Below are 18,222 nucleotides of genomic sequence, written 5' to 3'. Positions count from 1 at the left end.
AACTTAAAAGGCAAGTGCTATACATACTGAGTCAATCATTTCGAACCTGTCAAAAACCCATAATACTTCCACTTATTTTGGATTTGCGTTCAGCAATTTAACCTCACTTATCCAAACAAGGTACTGCCTAATTAAACGATAGTTTGGATTAGCTCCTCTCCTGTTAACTATGCAAATCCTAAAGATAAGTCCCCCTTCAAAAATCCACTAATGTACTACTTCATTCATCTATAGTTTGTCTTACTTTTTGCATATGATAATTTGAGCATATTTAACAAAGGAGGAATAATTTTGAAAAAAGATAACAACTGTATCAGTACTAACCAATCCGCATCTGTAGAGCAGTGCGAGAGTTCGCCGTCAACTCCGATTACAACACCTGGAGGAGCAACTCCTGGAGGAGAAGCGATTCTAAAAGTTCCTGTAACTCTTGCCGAGCTGAATGTTAGGACAAACATATCCGCAAATATTCATTTCCCTGAACCAGTGCTGGAAATCAAGGCTATTAAAAAGAGGGTTAAAATTGTCCAATGTACACTGCTTCTACCAGGAGCTTCGGGTTTTGATCCTTTTGCACCTTCCTCAACGCCAATTCCTTTATTTATAAGAGGTTTTGTCCGCAAAAACATCCAGTACGCTACTCCATGCGCATATTCCTATGGCAGTTCATGTGTTTCATCAGAAATTAAGTCATTAACTGTAGATACACCATTTGAATGTTCTACTACGATCGCTCCAGAAGACTTTTTGAACCCGCCACAGCGCCCGATGTTTAATTCTGAAGGAGAATTTGATTTCTTTAGATCCCAAGAGTTAGGAAAAGGGTTTCCTGAAAAGGACCATCTCCTTTCAAGCGATCTTTCCCAGTTTCATCAGGAAAGCCGACAATTCTATAACCAATTTCCTTTCTGTGAATTACTCGCAAGCAGAATTGTTGAATATGATGAAGCCATAGATCGTCACCCGCTGCCGAACCACAATGCTTTTGGTGAGGGAACTTTCCAAACAATCGTTGAAAAAATGTTCCTGGAATTCACAATTAAAGTCCTGCAAAATCAGCAGGTTCGTGTGAATGTTTTATAATCTTCCTTCCTCTAAAAATTAAAACGGTTAAATTATTGCATTATCTTGGGGCCATTTTAGGACAAAATGGCCCCAAGGTAATGCTTTATTATTTTCCACAAGTTTTTAAACCTTCAAAATACCAGTCCGCGGGTCCAGCATATCGGTGAAAATCCAGACAAAGTATAATTCCTTAGATCAACATTAATATTACTAATATTAATGACCTTAATTAAATTCAAGTTTTTTATGTACTTATTTTATTAATAAACTATTCAAAAACCATTCTGAGTCTGTAACAGACTCAGAATGAGCAATCAGCAAATACAGGGTGATTAACTTAAAAAGAGTTAAACTCTTTTATTACAGACTTATCTGATGCGATACATACCTTGAATTTTCTCAACAAATTTCTCACGAGCCGTTGCTTGAGGCTGTACCTTTTGAGCAGGCCATGGAAGATTGCAGGCTCCCTTTTTCGGGGGCTGGACGAACTTAGGATTAAATTGCTGGTTTTGCAATAATTTAAAGAATAGAGTTATTTCCATTTTTTCTGTAATCTTTTCGAACTGCCCAAACCGGTTGAATTCCTTAAAAAGGTCAAGGTCATTAACTTCTGAGAAAATTAATTTGCAGTCAATCGGATCATTATAAAATTCGAAGGTTCTTGAACCTCCAGTTGTGTGGTCAGCACCATGTCCCGTTTTATCGAGAAATCTTCTCTCATCCACAGATGATTTTCTGCTTGGAAATTCCAATGGTGTATTAAAAACCTTAACTTGCTGATTACAGCTGAAATCAATGTCAGTGCTAAAGTCCGTAATATACCCGCTGCATTCTTCAACATATTGAATATTCTTGTGCACCACACCGGTAACGAATAACTTAACATACCCAGGGTTTTGAATGGACGGAATTGCTTTACACTGCTTGAGGGAGACATTCTTGCGAATCCATTTAATCTCTCTTGCAGGTGTAGGGAGCTTAATATCGGCTTCAACATCCGCCTGGAGCTCTACCTCTGCCAATACGACAGGAATGTCATAGACAGGAACATTTTGAATGTCTGCAATAGGGGCAAAAGATCTGGTAAAACAGTCAACTGTCTTAGTTCTCGAGACGTCGCAGGATCCGCTATGCCCATTGTTGCCGCACCCCGTATTTTTCTTCATACAATTTCACTCCTTATAGATATTAATCAAAACAGAAAGAGTACATAAGAACATGATGAGGGAATCTCTTTCTTTTGACTTACTATTTATATATGTATAGAAGACAAGGATGGCATGGACATTTATAATATGGTTGAACAATTTTTGGACATCCAATTTTTAAGATCAAATCAATCTGAGTTTTTTGAAATGACAGTTCCCCCATTTTTTGAATTAATTAACGTTCCGAAATCAGCTTAAATGCGTATGATAAACTAACTTTTAAAAATTGGAGGGAGAATTGATTTTGTCAAATACAAACCTTCGAAAAGAAAACCTGATTTATTGTTCTGTCGTAACTGAACTCCAGGCAGCACAGGTGACGAAAATTTGCCAGGATTATGGTATTCAATCGGTTATCAAGCTGAAGCCATATGTGGATATATCTCAGCTGAAAAAAGCATTAAAAACAAAAATGAAGGATAAATTATATGATCCCTGTCCCTGTGGCAAAGGTAAGAAGTTTAAGTTTTGCTGCTATAAGGACGAATTGGAGATAAAACTCTTATAATCTTGATATATATATCGAGTATTTTGTAAAATAACATATATTAATAGATTAAGATTTTTAAGGGGAGCATTCTATTTGCCCCCCTTGTTTAAATTGCGGCTTAAAGAACACGGGATACTAATAGATAGCAAAATTCTTATGCCTTCTTAGCGCGTAATTTCTTTACATTCGATCCGCAGCCGCAGTCTCCATTTCCAGATCTTTTTTTCTTATAGCCCGCTCCCTTTATTGAATTACCCATGTAAATTTTATCTTCTTTTATCTGTGGATTACCTGTTTGATAACTCTTTGGCATCTCCCGTTTTTTATACAAATGAATTCCTCCTAACAAATAAATCCACCACAATATATCCTATGAGACATTTAGCTGCAACGTGTTCAGGCGAATACCCAATTTAACTGGACCAGGCCAGGCGGATGCCCGGTAAGTCTGCTTGCAGTAAATGATGCTGATAAACATAGATATTAAGTTGGTATTTTCAGCAGAAAAGACCATATCAGTTTTTCAGCAGCTTAAAAAATATATACAGTCCGAAAAATGGTAATTTCCTGCCTCAATGGCTAAATAGCTAAAAAGAATAACCGGCGCCTAATCGGTACCGGGTTTAGTGGACTAATCAATAATTTTTAGATTTAGCGGATAGTACTTCTTTCCTTCTATTTTATAGACTTTAACTTCTGTTTTTCCTCTATAAAAGGAAACAATAAAATAAGGTATTTCAGGGTAGGAATTATTATTAATATCGTGTGTTGATGGAACGGCTGGTGAATTAGGATGTGAGTGGAAAATTCCAGTTAGATCTTCACTCAATTGTTCCATTTCCTGAACGGCATCTTTGATGGATTCAGAGGACATCATAAACCGGTTCAATTTTTGAGATTCATTCTTTATTTTCCACATAGCTGTACATCGGCCATGTGCCCCTGAGAGCAGGCCGCAGGCTTCATACGGTAATTTGCTGCTGCAATAGCTTATCATATCTTCATAAATCTTTTTCTTAATCAAAATATCTTCATTTTTCATGTGCTTTTCGCTAATCCTCTTTCCATTGGTTCCCGTTCCCTGGATGGGCTTGCTGTGTCGTTTTGTTCCGCAATGTGAAAAAGTCCATTGCTGGTGCGGCAGTTTGTTTTGGGACCTGCTGAAATTGCCCTTGACTGGGATGGTATTGCCCCTGAAAGCTTTGGGGACGTGCGCTGCCTCCTTGCTGCTGAGACAGCATTCTTTGGAAAAATCCGGAGGGTTGCTGGCTTTGCTGCTGTCCAGCCTGGTATTGGTTTTCCTGCGGCTGGTTTTGTACCTGCTGTTCCTCTTGGGGTGAACTTTGATCGGAAGTATTTTGAAGTAATGAAGTGTTATATGGTGATAGCGGCTGCTTGATATACTGTTTAATAAAGTTCTCCTTTTCCTCAAGGCTTGATTCCAATGCAGTAAATTGAGCCTTCATTTGCTTCATTTGTTTTTCCCAGATTTCCCTGTCCTTTTCATATTGTGAGATTTTATCCTGATACTGCTTCATATCTGCTTTGAACTGTTCTAATTGCTGGTGCAGGGCACGTTCGCTATCTTTTTTAACTTTATAGATTTCAATGTCCTTCGCCTGTAATTCTGAAGCCAGCTGGGCATTCATCTTTTCAAGCTCTTCCATTTTTTCAACAGTTGCTTTTGTTCTCTTAAGCTCACTTTTTAACTCGTCAATTTGTTTGGACCAGGAACCTTTTTCTGCATCAAACTGGTCAGATTTTTCTTTATATACATTTACCTGATCCTGAACATGCTCGAGGACCTGAAGATAAGAATCTTTTTCACGTTTATAGTGATCCGTTAATGAATTAAACTCCTCTATTTTTGTCTCAAGATCTTCTTTAAGTCTGAGTTTTTCAGATTCAAATTGTTCCAGACGTGTGAGTGAAGTTTGAGCCTTTTGCAGCTCGGTTCTCATTATCTCAATCTGATTCTCCAACTCATCCTTTCTTGCTTCTGACTTCTCATAGTCTTCCTTAATCTTTACTAGCTCCTCCATAAGCACACCCTTCTCCTTTTTAATTTGATTAAGCTCTATATTCTTTGATTCCAATTGGTGTTTTAATGAGGAAGTCATCCGTACTAATTGTTTCATTTCTGTAAATACCTGGTTTAAATTTGATGTAATTAAATCCATGCGTTTTTCGTCTGACTTGCGATGAGAAGAAAGGACTGAGAAATTCTCATTAAATTCAGCATTTTCCTTTTCCAGTTTAGCAAGCTTTTCTAGAAGATCGATTTTTTCTTTTTCAAAACTGCTGGTCTCTTCTTTTAACTTGCCCAATTCACTCTCGCGGTCTTCCAGACGGTTAAGCACTTCCAGCTTTTCTTTCTCTTTTTGTTTTAATTCTGCCTTTAAAGCTTCTACTTCTGACTTAAGATGACTGACTGACTCTACTGAATTATTTTTTTCAGACTCCAATTGGGTTATCTTTTGTAGATAAGATACGTTTGTTTGTTTTAATTGTTCCTGATTTTGGAGTAAATCCCGTAATTCTTGGCCCATTTTTTCGTTTTCTTTGATTTTTGCTGCTGCTTCATCTGATAATTTCTTAATTTGCTCCTCCAAATCTTTGGCATTTTCCTCAGCCTGGAGCCTTTTTTGAGTTGCCTCTGACAATTCACTGTGATAATGCTGATTCTCTGTTTCCATTTCACTTGCTTTTGCTTTAAGAATGCTGATTTTCTGTTCAGCCTCTTTCAGCTTCTGGCCAATTGGCTGCAATTCATTTTGTAGAGATTCAATTTTTGCCTTATCTTCAATTTTTTCCTCGCGTAATTTTTCCAATTCTAATGCTTTATTAGCAAATTCCTTCTCTAATTTTCGGTTTTGCTGGAGTAAGTCTTTTTGGTTCTCCTCCAGTTGCTTCAGCTGTGCCGTTTTATCAGCGAGGTCCTTCTGAAGTTCCTGATGGGTATGTTCAGCGGTTTGGATCTGCTGCTTTAGGTGTTTATGTTCTTCTTCCAAGAGTTGCAGCTGTGAAGTTTTATCAGTAAGTTCCTGCTTCAGCTCCTGCTGGGACTGTTCAGCAGTCTGGATGTGCTGCTGTAAATGTTGAAGTTCTTTCTCCAAGAGTTGGAGCTGTGCTGTTTTATCAGCAAGTTCCTTCTCCAGGTTCTGATGGGCCAGTTCTGAAGTCTGGATCTGCTGCTTTAATTGTTCATGCTCCTCCTCCAAGAGTTGGAGCTGTGCCGTTTTATCAGCGAGTTCCTTCTCTAGTTCCTGATTGTTCTGTTCATCAGTTTTGATATGCTGCTTTAAGTGTTTATGTTCTTTCTCCAAGAGTTGGAGCTGTGCCGTTTTATCAGCAAGTTCCTTCTCCAGGTCCTGCTGATTTTGTTCAGCAGTTTGGGTCTGCTGTTTTAAGTGTTTATGTTCCTTCACCAAGAGCTCCAGCTGTTCTGTTTTATCAGCGAGTTCCTTCTCCAATTGCTGATGCGTTAGTTCGGCAGTTTGATTTCGCTGCTGTATTTGTTTATGTTTGTTCTCCAGCTGTTCCAGTTCAGTCGTCTTTTTTGCCAGAGCCACTTTGATGGATTCGTAATCTTTTTCAGCTGACTGGATGTTTTGTAATAATTGCTTTTTCTCTTCAGTAGCCTTCTTTAGCTGTGATGCTAATTGATTTTCTCTCGTTTTTGATTCGTCTTTGTTTTTCTCATGCTCGCTTAACAGCAATTTCAGCTCATTAACATTTTCTCTCATGGTTATGAGCTCCTGATAATTATGTTTCTTTTCTGCTTCCGCTTCCTCCAGAGCTGCCGTTTTAGCTTCGAGAAATGCTTGGAGTTCCTCAAATTGCTGATCCTGATCCTTTATGTCTTCATTAAGGTACGATATCTTTTCTTTCAGGCTGCTGATTTCTTTTTCCAGCTGTTTTTTCTCTTCTAAGTGTTTTGCAGTTCTCTCCCTTTCCTGTTTGGAAATCAATTTTGGATTGAGTTCACTTTGCATGAGCCGCTCATTTTCTTTAATAAGTCTCTGCATATCCCTCTTCAGAACATCATTTTCATATTTCACTTGGTTTAATTGCTCAATATAATTTTGGACAGCTCCATCATGATTAGCCCGGAAGTATGAAAGCTCCGATTCAAGATGTATTACTTTCTGCTGCAGCTGAACATAAGTCAGTCTTTCAACTCTGCTCCTTCTTAGCATCTTTTTCCTCTCCTTTAGGCAGATACCCATTCCTTTATCTACTAGTTTATGCCTTTCAGCTAAAAACGTGTAATAATGCAGAACCAATAAATTTATCTAAGACAAACTTTGGCTGGATGGCTATACAAATAAAAAACTTGTTTCTAACATATATGTATTCAAGAAGAATAGGTAAATTATCCAAGAATCAATTAATGCCAATTCAAACAAGCCTCTTCAGTACGGAATAAATTTATTCGCATTTGCAGGCATAAAAAAGCTAACTCAAAGTTTCGATTACATCGATCATTCGAGTTAGCCTTTTCATTATTTTTCGCTTTGGGCCCCATTTTCGCCCAATCATTTCAAAGAATTTATTTCTTTCTGTAATAACGCTTTTCCGTACTCATACAACTGAAAGTCAATTTCATTTTTCTGTTCGATCAGTTTTCTGATTTCTGCTGGAACCTGCTCCATTTTCGGGCGTCTTTTAGTTACATTGTGCTTATAATTATAAGGGACATTCCATCCAAGTTTCTTTCTCATAACAGCCAGCGACTCATTGAAACGTTCCGTTATTCCAACCATCAAAAAGTGTTGTTCTATATTTTTTTTAGCTTTTTCTAATGATGGAGTACCATCACCGGAAATCATTTTCGTTTGTAAATTATAAATTTGACTTTGAATATCGCTATCCTCACACATAATAAACTCCTTTAAAGTTAACGACATAGCTTTTTTATTTAAAGGGTGCCGAGGACTTTCCCTTAGAAAGTAATAAAAGGAAATGACACGGTCTACAGGATGACGGAGCATTGCGATATACTGAGCAGGCTGCGGTAAAACTTCATGAAGGCCAAATTGAAAATGGCCCTGTACCCACTTAACTGAAGAGAGTCTCGAGTTAGGTGTTCCCTTTAGCTTGTTATAAGCGTCCTCATATCCAGCATAAAATGAACGGATTTGACGAATAGTATACTGCTTTTCTATTATTTTCCTCATGGAGGTACCAGCTGTTTTTGGTATGTGGATAAATATTATCACCTTTTCATCCCCCGTAATTCATAATTATTCATTACAGCATTTGATCAAAATGTTTTTATAAAATGGTGCAAATGCTCTGTGTTCAGTATCCAGTTTGCTTTATTGCCAGGAGAATTTACCTCTGCTGTTTGACCGACAAAATAATGCAGCTTGCCGCCAGTTGATGTATTCACCAATATATCACTCATTTTAAAAAATGAATTAGAAGCAAGGATTAGAACTTTGGGATGATTTTGCTGAAAGACACTGTTATACATTCCTGACCCTGAAGTGCCTGCTATGACTTTTGCATTGCGGAATAAATTGATTTGCTCTGAAATTTTTAGTTCCTGAGGATGTATAATTTTGTAGCCGTTTAAAGAAAAAATCCTTTCAACCGCTTTCTCATTCAGCAAGACTCTCCTCTGATTTTTCAACTTTAATCTGGAGACATAAATCTTTTCAGGCCCTGTCCCCCTATCATAGTAGTCACCGATTGTTTTCCAGGTTTTATAGGCAAAAGATGAGGTGTATTTTCTTAAACAAAAGGACTGAACTGGTATATGAAGTCTTTCACATACGATTGGATTATCCAGATATACAATTTGATTCGTGCTAATTCCGAATGGTTTAAGAAGATCAAGCTTCCAGCCCGTTCGATCTTCTGGATTCATAATGAATTTTACCTTCTTAACATCAATATACTGAGTAATCCATAATCGGGAGATAACCTCTAATAAAAAATGGCCGAAGCCGCTTTTTTCTCCGCTTAAAAAAATACAATCACCTTTCTGGTGCTTAACACTTCCGATATTTATCTTCAGTGAAAATCGATTTAATCTCAGATTATAGGTTAGATGGTTAGTTGAGGCATTAAACTCGTAATGTCTGAAGCTATCAGGAAGGATGAATCTTCTGTTGTGGATAATAGTTTGATTTCTTATGCATAAAGTATTTCTAAGACTTGCAACATAAAATTCTTGTGTGACACATTCATCCGGCAAGCTTATACCTGGAAAAGGCCGCACGGGTGGAACGATTTGAGTCCTTTCTGAATCACTTAAATGATATAGAGTATTCTCCGGTAATATTCCTAGTTTAAAATCCTTAAAGTCTTTAGCCGCACATATATTCCGATACGGAATTACCTTCATGTAATGTCTGCTCACATCTTTGCCCTCCAAAAATTCCAGTACAAAATATAGTATTCATCTTATTATTGATGGCTTGGATTATCGTCCAAACCATAGGAAATAACGGTTCAATTATTTTAGGCTTGACCCGGTTAACTATTGTGAGCACACTGCTTCGCAATCGGAATATATTAAAAGTGGGTTAAAGGTTTATTGGACTTATACTTTCTGGTTTGGGCAATCAGAAATGATGGCTGAATTTACGCAAAAGCCCATACACATAGCAGGAGAAGCAGCATAACATACAAGTAGGTTTAACCCTAATACAATAAAGTGAGAGGATGATCAGTTAATGGATTTTAAGTCAATTAACGGCGGACAGGAGACCTTATGTATAAAAGTAAATAAAGTATATGACTGGGTAACCCGCCAAGTAGATGTTCCACTACTTGCCTTTAATGCTAGTGATTTAGCAGCTGGCACAATTGAGTTTGACTGTGAAAATGGCGGTGTTACGCCAGATACTGATCCATGTGCAGTTCTAGGGGGGAACTACACAGTAGAGTGCTTTGCAACAGATGAAAACGGTACACCTGTTGATCCCTTAGCACCTGGATCCATTCTATGCCAGGAAATTCCTCAGCCAGATGGCCGTGCGAGCGGACAGTTCCAGTTGCCTGATGGATCAACAGTTACTTTGCAAAAGGTAAAAGTTCTGAAGAAAGGGTTTGTCGTTGTACGTGTAACGAATCCAAATGGTTTGTCTTGTACAACTGGACCTATTCCTTGGGCTGTATCTGAGAAATTCTTCTTATGTGCACCTCCAGGAACATTCCTGCAATGTGAAATCACAGACTTTGAGTGCGATGCTAACTTGATCTGCCGCGCTACAGCAACACCTGGTGAATTCGAGTTCCAGCAGCTTGATGTTTCCATTAACCTATGCCAAAACGTACAGATGGAAGCATTGGTAAAACTTGAAATTACTGCTGAGTTCTGCCAGCCGCGTCCTGACATGCCATTCGTTTGTCCGCCGCTTGCATTCCCGCCTCAGTGCCCGACTGTTTTCCCTGGTCCTGGACCATCACCAGCTTAATAGTTCATTAAAATTAGATCTAAGAGGAGTGCCCGCTCCTCTTTTTTTACATTTAAAGGCGCTGTTTGATAAAATTTTATATTTTTACTTAGCTCTTACCTTCAGAAACACTAACATTTACCCTTGCTTTAAGTCATAAAGTATAAAGAAAACATTTTGTAATGGAATAGGAGTGATACCTTGTTTTGGAAAAAGAAGGAACCTGAAATTGTTAAAAGTATCGCCTGGTTCAGTTATTCCATTATGCTTCCTGAAAAGGAGGAGGATGAAGAGGATATTATGGCAGTTGGAAACCTGAATATAAGCAATATCGGTACAGCTGCATTAAATAATCCCCTTATTTGCCTGAGGACGAAGCCTTCTGAAAATGTGCGGCTTGGCGGAAAAATCGGTTCAGTAAATCATACCGCTCTCATGATTGATGGTTCAAATACAGAAGCCTGGGTATATATAGATGATGACTGGAAGGAAAAAGCATTATCGAGCGGTGAACATTGGTTAAAGCCAAGTAAATCCAAGGCGCTTGAGCAAGGAACAAATTTAAATTTTGGTTATGAGCTGCAGGTTTCTTCTAAGAAAAAAGATAGATTCGTTCTTGTGGAAGGTTTTTTTTATTGTGATGAACAAAAAGATGGAATCAGTGCCTTAAACAGCATCTCGATTAATTTTTAGGTGAATGCTATGAGAATATTATTTATTTCATCAGGTTATACAGGGATATATAAATTTTTCGAACAATGGATTATGAGAGAGCTTCAAAAGGTGACCACTGTTAAACAATTTGATCCCCTAACTGGCATTGGAAAGCTAAAAACCACGGTAAATCAGTTTAAACCAGACATTGTCATTGTCCTTCTTGGCTTTAAGGTCCCTTTAAAATTAATCCAATGGCTAAAGGTTCAAAAGATTAAGACGGCAGTCTGGCTTACGGAAGACCCTTATTACATGGACAAAACGGAAGTGCTAATACCTCATTATGATTATATATTTACGATCGATACGGCAGCCAAAGAATACTATATTCAAAAAGGTCACCAGCAAACCTTCCACCTGCCATTAGGTACTTCTACAGAGATATTCAAGCCTATTCACGCGGGACCAGCTTTTATAAGCGATATATGTCTCCTGGGTTATCCATATCCCGATAGGGTAAAGCTGGTTCAGGATCTTCTCCAAAAAACACCTTATAAAATTAAGGTAATTGGCAAATGGAGAAATAAATTAATCCGGCTGCAAAATCATCCCAGATTGAGAATTCATGATATTTGGGTGGAACCATCGATTGCGGCTCAGTATTATAACGGAGCAAAAATTGTATTAAATACGCACAGGCCTTACAACTTACATCAAAACAAAAATCGGATTGGCATTAAAGGCAATAGCATAAATAATAGAACCTTTGATGTAGCTGCTTGCGGGGCTTTTCAGTTAATAGAGTACAAAGAAGATTTGCCAATCCACTTTATCGAAGACAAGGAAATCGTATCATTTAAAAAGGAAGAAGAACTGCTTCAAAAAATTAATTATTATATTAAACTTGAAGAAAAGCGCCAGGAAATTTCGGAACTCGCCTCTAAGCGTGTCCTAAAAGAGCACACATTTGAAAAAAGGATGGAAGACATGCTGAGTAAGTTCCAATGATAATAGATAGAATTACTTTCAGTATTAAACCATCAATTTATCATTGGCAATTAACCTACTCCGCATCTTCACTATTCCATGGTTTTGTTCCGCGATGCAGTTTTCTCTGAACCCCTTTGTCATGTACCCGATGTTCATCAGTTAATACATTTATGGGATAAAAATCCCAATGCCTTACAAGCTTTTTAAAAAAAGCTGCGTCACCGGCCTTCCAATTGTCAGGGTGGTCATCCCACCCTTTCACTACCTCTAAACAAGCTCTCCTGTGCATAAAAGAATTGTGGTCAACCCTTCCCATTGGATACCGTGTAACTCCAACCAAGGGGCGTATAAAAGTCCTTGTAATCCTATTCCCCGTATACACAATGACTTTTTGTCTGCCATATAAGACATGAATTTTGGGATTCATATGAAACGCCATTGCCATTTTCTCGAATCGGGTTGGATAGTATATATCATCATCCGTTAAATAGGTTACTAAATCTCCCGTGATCCTTTCGAGTGCCAAATTAATGCAAGTTGCATATCTGGTTGTTTTGGGTCGATCCACTTGACGTACTCCTGTCTGAATTAATGTGATCCTCGGATCTTTATCAGCAATTTCCTTTAGCACATTTTGAGTTTTTGCATTTGAATTGTCATCAACAATAATGAGCTCCCAATTAGAATAAGTTTGCTGCTGAACACTTGCAATGGCCTCACGGACTCTTTGAGGGCGATTATAGCTTGTTAAAATACAGCTTATTTTAAGGTTAGGTTTATTTTTGGTGGCTGTAGACATTTTATTCACCTTGCTTTTTTCTTTATTAGAGCGATCTTTCTTCGATAGAGTTAGATTTTGCTTTTTTGATGGATTAGGAGTTACGCCCCTGTTTTGTTTTCTGACAGGATCTCTCTTGGTGACTTTTAGATAGTTTTGAACTACCACCAACTAAAAATACACCTCCCTTACTGCTGAACAAGTGGATAAATTGATACGATATTACAATGTATTCATTAATTGATGGACTTACATAAGAAATTCAGATTTTCATTATTTTTTATATTTGTAGCTTGGCTGTAAAGGTTTCAGGATGCCACTTGAAGTCTTCACACTCATGCTTTTTTTGGAAGAAGGTATTTTTCTGCCTTGATACGATACATTAGCAGAGATTTTTCTATTAACCTCATGGCAAAAACACATAATTTCACCGCCTTTTTAAGCTCTCATCTGCAAGCTGCATTCTTAGTAAGTCTGAAGCTTCCCGTTAACATATTTCTTTGCAGAGTAACCAGCTTTTGTCGCCTTCATCACAGGCATTTTATAATTGTTTGCTGTGAGCTTAACCGCTTTGCCATAATTCGGGTCACTTCCTAGGTAATATTTATTAACTTTCTTACAAAGACACATACTTACACCTCCTTCTTACTAAACTATTGTATTTTACAAATTTACTATTGCTTGTACTTTCGCACAGCTTATTATAAAAAAGCTAACGATTTCTTCTTTTTTTTATAACCCAGAAGTTTTAATTATATAATTAATAAAATTGTCAACTTGGCGGTCCCTTACAGTTAGAATTCCCAATCCATGATGGGATTTCACCCGGTGAAAACTCAGTGGGATTTTCGATTCTCTAAGAAAATCTTCAACAGCAGTTAAAACGCCATTTTTTTCTCCGCCTTCATAAATTGCATTATACAATTCGCTATTAATAATTTTGTCTCCTTCTTGAATACTATCAGGGGAATCTATTAACTTTGCATGGCCGGGTGCTATGCCTTTTTTTGCAAATGGCTGTCTAAATTTAGGAGGAATAGACCCAGGAAAATAATACATATCTCTTCTCCCGTATGGCCACTCAATATCGTGAAGGAAAACAATCGGAAATTTTTTCGTTTTTATAGCAGTTCTTTCAATTTGTTTCAACTCATTATAAACTGTATACCAATTATGGTCCCCATCAATGAGAACAGCATCATATTTATTTAATTTCGGCAGAACATTTAGGCTATAATCATTTATTAGCCGATAATAGCCCTTGTATTTCGAGTTTAGGTATTCAAAATCTAATAATGGATAGGGATCTACGATAATTAATTTCCCATTTACTGCTTTACAATATTCTACTATTTTTAATGAGTGTTCCCCCTTTTCAGCGCCAATTTCTAAAATGCTGCGGGATTTGGAGTTTATTAATATATACTTAATGATTTTCTCCCAAAAAATCCTCATATTCTTACCTTCCTTTTAACAAATTCACTCTTTAATAATTCTCATTTTAATTTAAGCAATCACAATAATTTGTCCCCCCGGTCAAAAGGATGCATTTTTACTGGATTAATACCTAAGAGTTAGTTTAAAAGCGTATGGTCATATTAATGATTCAGTTCAATTAATAAATTTCTTAACAAACTTATTGTCCTTTTATCCGAACTAGAATTTATCTCATTTGCTATATACTCTATAATTAATCTTTTGAAGTTATTAGATAACCCGGAATTTTTATATATTTTTTTAATATCATTTAGTGTTTCCTTAGTAAATTTATCTTTTATTTGACTTGACTGAGTAAATGTCAAATAATTTATACCATAGTTTTCCTTTAACCATTTCATATCCTCTTGGGAGATATCGAATATTTCCTTATTTACATGATTTGGAATTTCGTATTTAGGACCTTTAATATTAAAAAATGGGATATGATCACCATTCGATCTTTTTTTATTTAATTTTCCATTTTTGATCGATGGTATCCTTGAATTTATAAACGATAATAAATCTCCAGCAACTAGAGACATTCTCTCATTAGCTTTTAAAATATTAAACTTGGTAATCTCAGAGGAATTAAATCCGAGTGCCGACAAAAAATGGCCAACAGGCCCGCTCCTAAATTTTATAGCCTCTTCAAAGCTGAATACATTGATAGATTCCTTTCCAAATACTTGTATGAATTTACCGACTCTGCTTCTAAAAAGGTTCTGCAGGATGATTTTTTGAGTTGCTATACTCTTTTGGTAGGAAGTACCACCTTTTATTGATTGTTGAATTGTACTGGATAACCAGGTGAGAGGATTTCTGACATAAATAATTACTTGAAAGGTAACATCTTCAGCGGATAATGACCGTATAAACTTCTGTAAATCAAATAAATTATCCGCTGAAAGCAATGAAATTGCTTCACCTGAAATAATTAAACTAGATTTTTGTCTCCTGGCTATCTCTGTTTTTAATTTGTTTAAATATTGTTTGTTATTTCGATTTATTTCCTCTAAGCTATATTCATTCTTAATATTTATATGATACATTTCAGGACGGTCACAAAATGTGCTATACATTGGGACAGAATGATTTGGATACCAGCATCGCGGGTATAGAAAACCTTTTTCTTCCAAAAGCTTATTGTTTTTTTTTCATAAATAATGTTTTTTGAATACTAGATGAAGCTGTTTTATGCAAACCCACATGCAAAATTACTTTATTAATTCTTTTGGTTTTTTCTTTCAGTACTCTTCCCCCTTTTCCAACATAACTAAATTTTAGCCTGAACCTACAAATGGAATGGAATTACAGAAGATTTAGGAGGTCTTATAAATTAATTTGGTTATTTTTTTATTAAATTAATTAATTTTAATAAACTTTCTTTAAATATGTGCTTATTATATTGTCTTTTTACTTGATCTAATCCATTATTTCGGAGATTTGTCCATAAATTTTCATTTTGATAGAGCTCTATCACTTTTTGGGAAAACTCTTTTGGATCCTTTCCAATAAGCATTCGATTCTCATTCATGTTTAATTGATCAGCTATTAGTGGGGTGGCTATTATAGGTAAACCATATGACATTGCTTCAATGGCCTTTAGAGGGATTCCGGCAGCGTATCTGGTAGGAATAATAAACACTTTTTTTTCATTATATAACCTTGATAAGTCTTTTACCTGACCAGTTACAATGATTTTTTCTGAGGATAAATTTAATATCTTTTCAGCATTATTTGTTCCAACTATCCAGAGCTTTGCCTTTAATTCTTTGTGTACAGTTGGAAATATATTTTTTACGAAATATAATATTGCATCTTCATTAGGACTAGGTGAGGATAGAAATCCTCCTACAAATAGTATGTCTTTTCTATTTTCGAATGGATTTTCTGTTTTATTTATTTCAACATAATGGCTAAGTACAACTATTGGTTTTTCTACATATTTTTGAATAACTTCTTTATCATTTTTTGAAACAGTAATTAAAAAATCAGCCTTTTTCATTAATTCTATTTCATTTTTGAGCATGGTATCCTTTTCAGCTTCAGAGAGATGGATCCCATCCAATTCCATTTTTAATATTTCTCTCTTTGAGAATATCGCTTCAACATCATAGATGATTTTTTGATTTGGATTAATTGATTTTATTATGTTATATAGTTTTTCCATATTATGAGGACGGCTTATCCAAATAGCGTCATAGAAATTTTTTCTTTCTAAATAGAATTTTTTAAAGTCAAGCTTCTTTTTTGCAGTATCGTACATTACTTCTATACCCTTTTGCTGTAAATTCGTTGTACATGGTTCTGTTTTCTTTGAATTGGAAAGTGGAAAGAACGTTACGTTGACCCCTGATTCCTTTAAACACTCCAATATTGAAAAGGTTCTTGGTAAACCTGAACCCAATTCCGGAGCAGGAATTCGATCATCAATTATTAATAATCTAGGTTTCTTATCATTAAAGTTTCTTCCTAAAAGAGCGTTTTTAATATGGGGGGGCTGATAATTTTTTATTTTCTTTGCCCACTTTTTTTGGAATTTCACCTTATTCTGTTTCTGTAATTCGGCTGCTCTTTTTGATGAAGAACTGCCAAATTCATAATGGTTTACAACGGTTAGCGGCTGATACATGACTTTATAGCCAAGTTCTCTAATTTTCATGGTTAAATCAACTTCCTCATAATAAGCTGGCGCAAATTGTTTATCGAATTTCCCAGCCAAATTGAAAAGATTCCTCTTTACCAATATACAAGCACCTGAGCAGTAATGAACTTCTCTGACATATGAATATTCTGGGTTATTTGGATCATCACCTCTCCCATAACCATAACAGGATCCATCGTTAAAAATAATACTCCCTGCTTCCTGAAGTGTTCCATCTGGGTGCACTAACTTTCCCCCAACCATTCCAATATTCTCTTGACTTTCAATTAGAGCTACTAGGTGTGCTAACCACCCCTTCTGTGCGGTTGTGTCATTATTTAAAAATAACAAATATTTGCCTGTAGCATGGTCTGCAGCATTATTGCAGTTTTTGACAAAACCTCTGTTGTGCCCATCTCTAATGACTTTAATGTTGCCAAAATACTTTGAGATTTGCTTAGTTTTATCTGTAGACATGTCATCAGCAATGATTATTTCATAATTTATGTTATCGGTATTTTTATAAATAGAATTTAAACATAATTGTGTATAGGCCCATTTATTATAGACAGGTATTATTATTGATACCAAGCATTCTCCTGAAGGTTTAGGGAAAATAATTTTTTTACTTGAATTATCAATGAAACTCCCTTCCTTTACTAATAGGCCATCTTTAGTTTGATGTAAATATAATAATAATCCATGCTTCTCTTCCTTTTTCATGCTGCTTACGTCTAAGGCAATTTGATCTTTACTTCTTGCTGACTCCCAAATTCTTATATCACCAATAAATCCACGGAAGTACCCTTTTTTTTCTAGTGCTCCGATTATACCGGAAGGGTAAAGTGTCTCCTTTTTACTTCTAAGTCCTTTTTTAACAAATGTTCCATTGATAAATAAGGAGGGAACCTTGTCCTCGTATACGATCGCAACATGTGTCAATTTCTTTATTTTTGTACGGTGAACTAATGTTGCAGGAAAATGATTATGACCATGTTCATACACCGCAATTCCATTGATCCCAACAGATATTCCTACTCCCGCTATTAATTCATTTTCTGGTCTGTGATTAGCTCCTATAACCCACTGTTGCGGCAGTTTATTTACGGAGATTCCACTGTTAGTCTGAGGAGGCAAACTTATTGCTCGCCTTGGTTTCACCCAAAATTCATATGTGAAGGTATTTGAGACATCAGAAAAAAAATTTTTTATTTCTACTATTCTTTTTCCATTAAACTGAAAACTTTTTACATTCATATTTTGCACTTCACCTCTCTGCTTAAGATTAAATAATATTTAAACAATCTCGTTTTAAACAGACTGCTTAATGATATTTATCTAATCCCTTCGACAGCATAAATTGCTTTATTGGCTGATAATGTTATGGGATTTATCTTTATCATTGTATGCGAGATTCAGAATATTGACTTGGACAAATGTATTGCAGATTTCAAGGTTATTAGCACATATTTTTTTACCATTTTTTATAACCAGGAACTACT

At 36.1% G+C, this 18,222-nt stretch carries 16 protein-coding genes; 5 read left to right on the top strand and 11 right to left on the bottom strand.

What is annotated here, in order from left to right; genetic code table 11:
* Positions 1-291 precede the first annotated feature (291 nt).
* On the top strand, positions 292-1,083 hold the full coding sequence (locus AC6CHU_RS20560; protein WP_498122675.1) for a CsxC family protein: 792 nt from the start codon (positions 292-294) through the stop codon (positions 1,081-1,083).
* 350 nt (positions 1,084-1,433) lie between these two features.
* On the opposite strand, the gene AC6CHU_RS20555 is transcribed toward AC6CHU_RS20560, so the two are convergent.
* On the bottom strand, positions 1,434-2,234 hold the full coding sequence (locus AC6CHU_RS20555) for a CsxC family protein (RefSeq protein ID WP_159866533.1): 801 nt from the start codon (positions 2,232-2,234) through the stop codon (positions 1,434-1,436).
* 286 nt (positions 2,235-2,520) lie between these two features.
* Here AC6CHU_RS20555 and AC6CHU_RS20550 point away from each other — a divergent pair, with 286 nt between their 5' ends.
* Positions 2,521-2,784: a DNA-binding protein gene (locus AC6CHU_RS20550; protein WP_201306556.1), complete on the top strand. Its 264-nt coding sequence runs from the start codon at positions 2,521-2,523 to the stop codon at positions 2,782-2,784.
* A gap of 136 nt (positions 2,785-2,920) precedes the next feature.
* Here AC6CHU_RS20550 and AC6CHU_RS20545 read toward each other — a convergent pair whose 3' ends face one another.
* From AC6CHU_RS20545 to AC6CHU_RS20525, 5 genes are all read right to left on the bottom strand, one after another.
* Entirely contained in the window at positions 2,921-3,097 is a 177-nt protein-coding gene (locus AC6CHU_RS20545; RefSeq protein WP_159866530.1) for a hypothetical protein, read from the bottom strand.
* A 300-nt stretch (positions 3,098-3,397) separates the two neighbouring features.
* Positions 3,398-3,808, bottom strand: coding sequence for a M67 family metallopeptidase (locus AC6CHU_RS20540; RefSeq protein WP_498122674.1), 411 nt, complete (start codon positions 3,806-3,808; stop codon positions 3,398-3,400).
* Between the two features lie 10 nt (positions 3,809-3,818).
* On the bottom strand, positions 3,819-6,965 hold the full coding sequence (locus AC6CHU_RS20535) for a coiled-coil domain-containing protein (RefSeq protein WP_498122673.1): 3,147 nt from the start codon (positions 6,963-6,965) through the stop codon (positions 3,819-3,821).
* 339 nt (positions 6,966-7,304) lie between these two features.
* Entirely contained in the window at positions 7,305-7,988 is a 684-nt protein-coding gene (locus AC6CHU_RS20530) for a sulfotransferase family 2 domain-containing protein (protein ID WP_498122672.1), read from the bottom strand.
* Between the two features lie 44 nt (positions 7,989-8,032).
* A complete protein-coding gene (locus AC6CHU_RS20525; protein WP_498122671.1) occupies positions 8,033-9,136 on the bottom strand; it encodes a glycosyltransferase family 61 protein in 1,104 nt (367 codons plus the stop codon).
* A 316-nt stretch (positions 9,137-9,452) separates the two neighbouring features.
* Between AC6CHU_RS20525 and AC6CHU_RS20520 the strand changes: the two genes are divergently transcribed.
* From AC6CHU_RS20520 to AC6CHU_RS20510, 3 genes are all read left to right on the top strand, one after another.
* A complete protein-coding gene (locus AC6CHU_RS20520; RefSeq protein ID WP_159866515.1) occupies positions 9,453-10,196 on the top strand; it encodes a BMQ_0737 family morphogenetic spore coat protein in 744 nt (247 codons plus the stop codon).
* Positions 10,197-10,376: 180 nt separating this feature from the next.
* The gene (locus AC6CHU_RS20515) at positions 10,377-10,868 is read left to right on the top strand and encodes a hypothetical protein (protein WP_251282989.1); all 492 of its coding nucleotides are present in this window, start codon (positions 10,377-10,379) and stop codon (positions 10,866-10,868) included.
* Between the two features lie 9 nt (positions 10,869-10,877).
* Positions 10,878-11,837 carry a CgeB family protein gene (locus AC6CHU_RS20510; protein WP_159866509.1) on the top strand — a complete coding sequence of 320 codons (960 nt, stop codon included), beginning with the start codon at positions 10,878-10,880 and terminating at the stop codon, positions 11,835-11,837.
* A gap of 55 nt (positions 11,838-11,892) precedes the next feature.
* Here AC6CHU_RS20510 and AC6CHU_RS20505 read toward each other — a convergent pair whose 3' ends face one another.
* The 5 genes from AC6CHU_RS20505 to AC6CHU_RS20485 form a co-directional block, all read right to left on the bottom strand.
* Positions 11,893-12,765, bottom strand: coding sequence for a glycosyltransferase family 2 protein (locus AC6CHU_RS20505; RefSeq protein ID WP_498122681.1), 873 nt, complete (start codon positions 12,763-12,765; stop codon positions 11,893-11,895).
* Between the two features lie 297 nt (positions 12,766-13,062).
* On the bottom strand, positions 13,063-13,227 hold the full coding sequence (locus AC6CHU_RS20500; protein ID WP_498122670.1) for a hypothetical protein: 165 nt from the start codon (positions 13,225-13,227) through the stop codon (positions 13,063-13,065).
* 102 nt (positions 13,228-13,329) lie between these two features.
* The gene (locus tag AC6CHU_RS20495) at positions 13,330-14,052 is read right to left on the bottom strand and encodes a class I SAM-dependent methyltransferase (protein ID WP_498122669.1); all 723 of its coding nucleotides are present in this window, start codon (positions 14,050-14,052) and stop codon (positions 13,330-13,332) included.
* Positions 14,053-14,195: 143 nt separating this feature from the next.
* On the bottom strand, positions 14,196-15,212 hold the full coding sequence (locus AC6CHU_RS20490; protein WP_498122668.1) for a hypothetical protein: 1,017 nt from the start codon (positions 15,210-15,212) through the stop codon (positions 14,196-14,198).
* 209 nt (positions 15,213-15,421) lie between these two features.
* Positions 15,422-17,977, bottom strand: coding sequence for a glycosyltransferase (locus AC6CHU_RS20485; protein ID WP_498122667.1), 2,556 nt, complete (start codon positions 17,975-17,977; stop codon positions 15,422-15,424).
* Positions 17,978-18,222: the final 245 nt, after the last annotated feature.

The sequence above is a fragment of the Cytobacillus sp. GQ23 genome (genome assembly GCF_059758675.1).
This window is presented reverse-complemented; position numbering and strand designations above follow the sequence as displayed.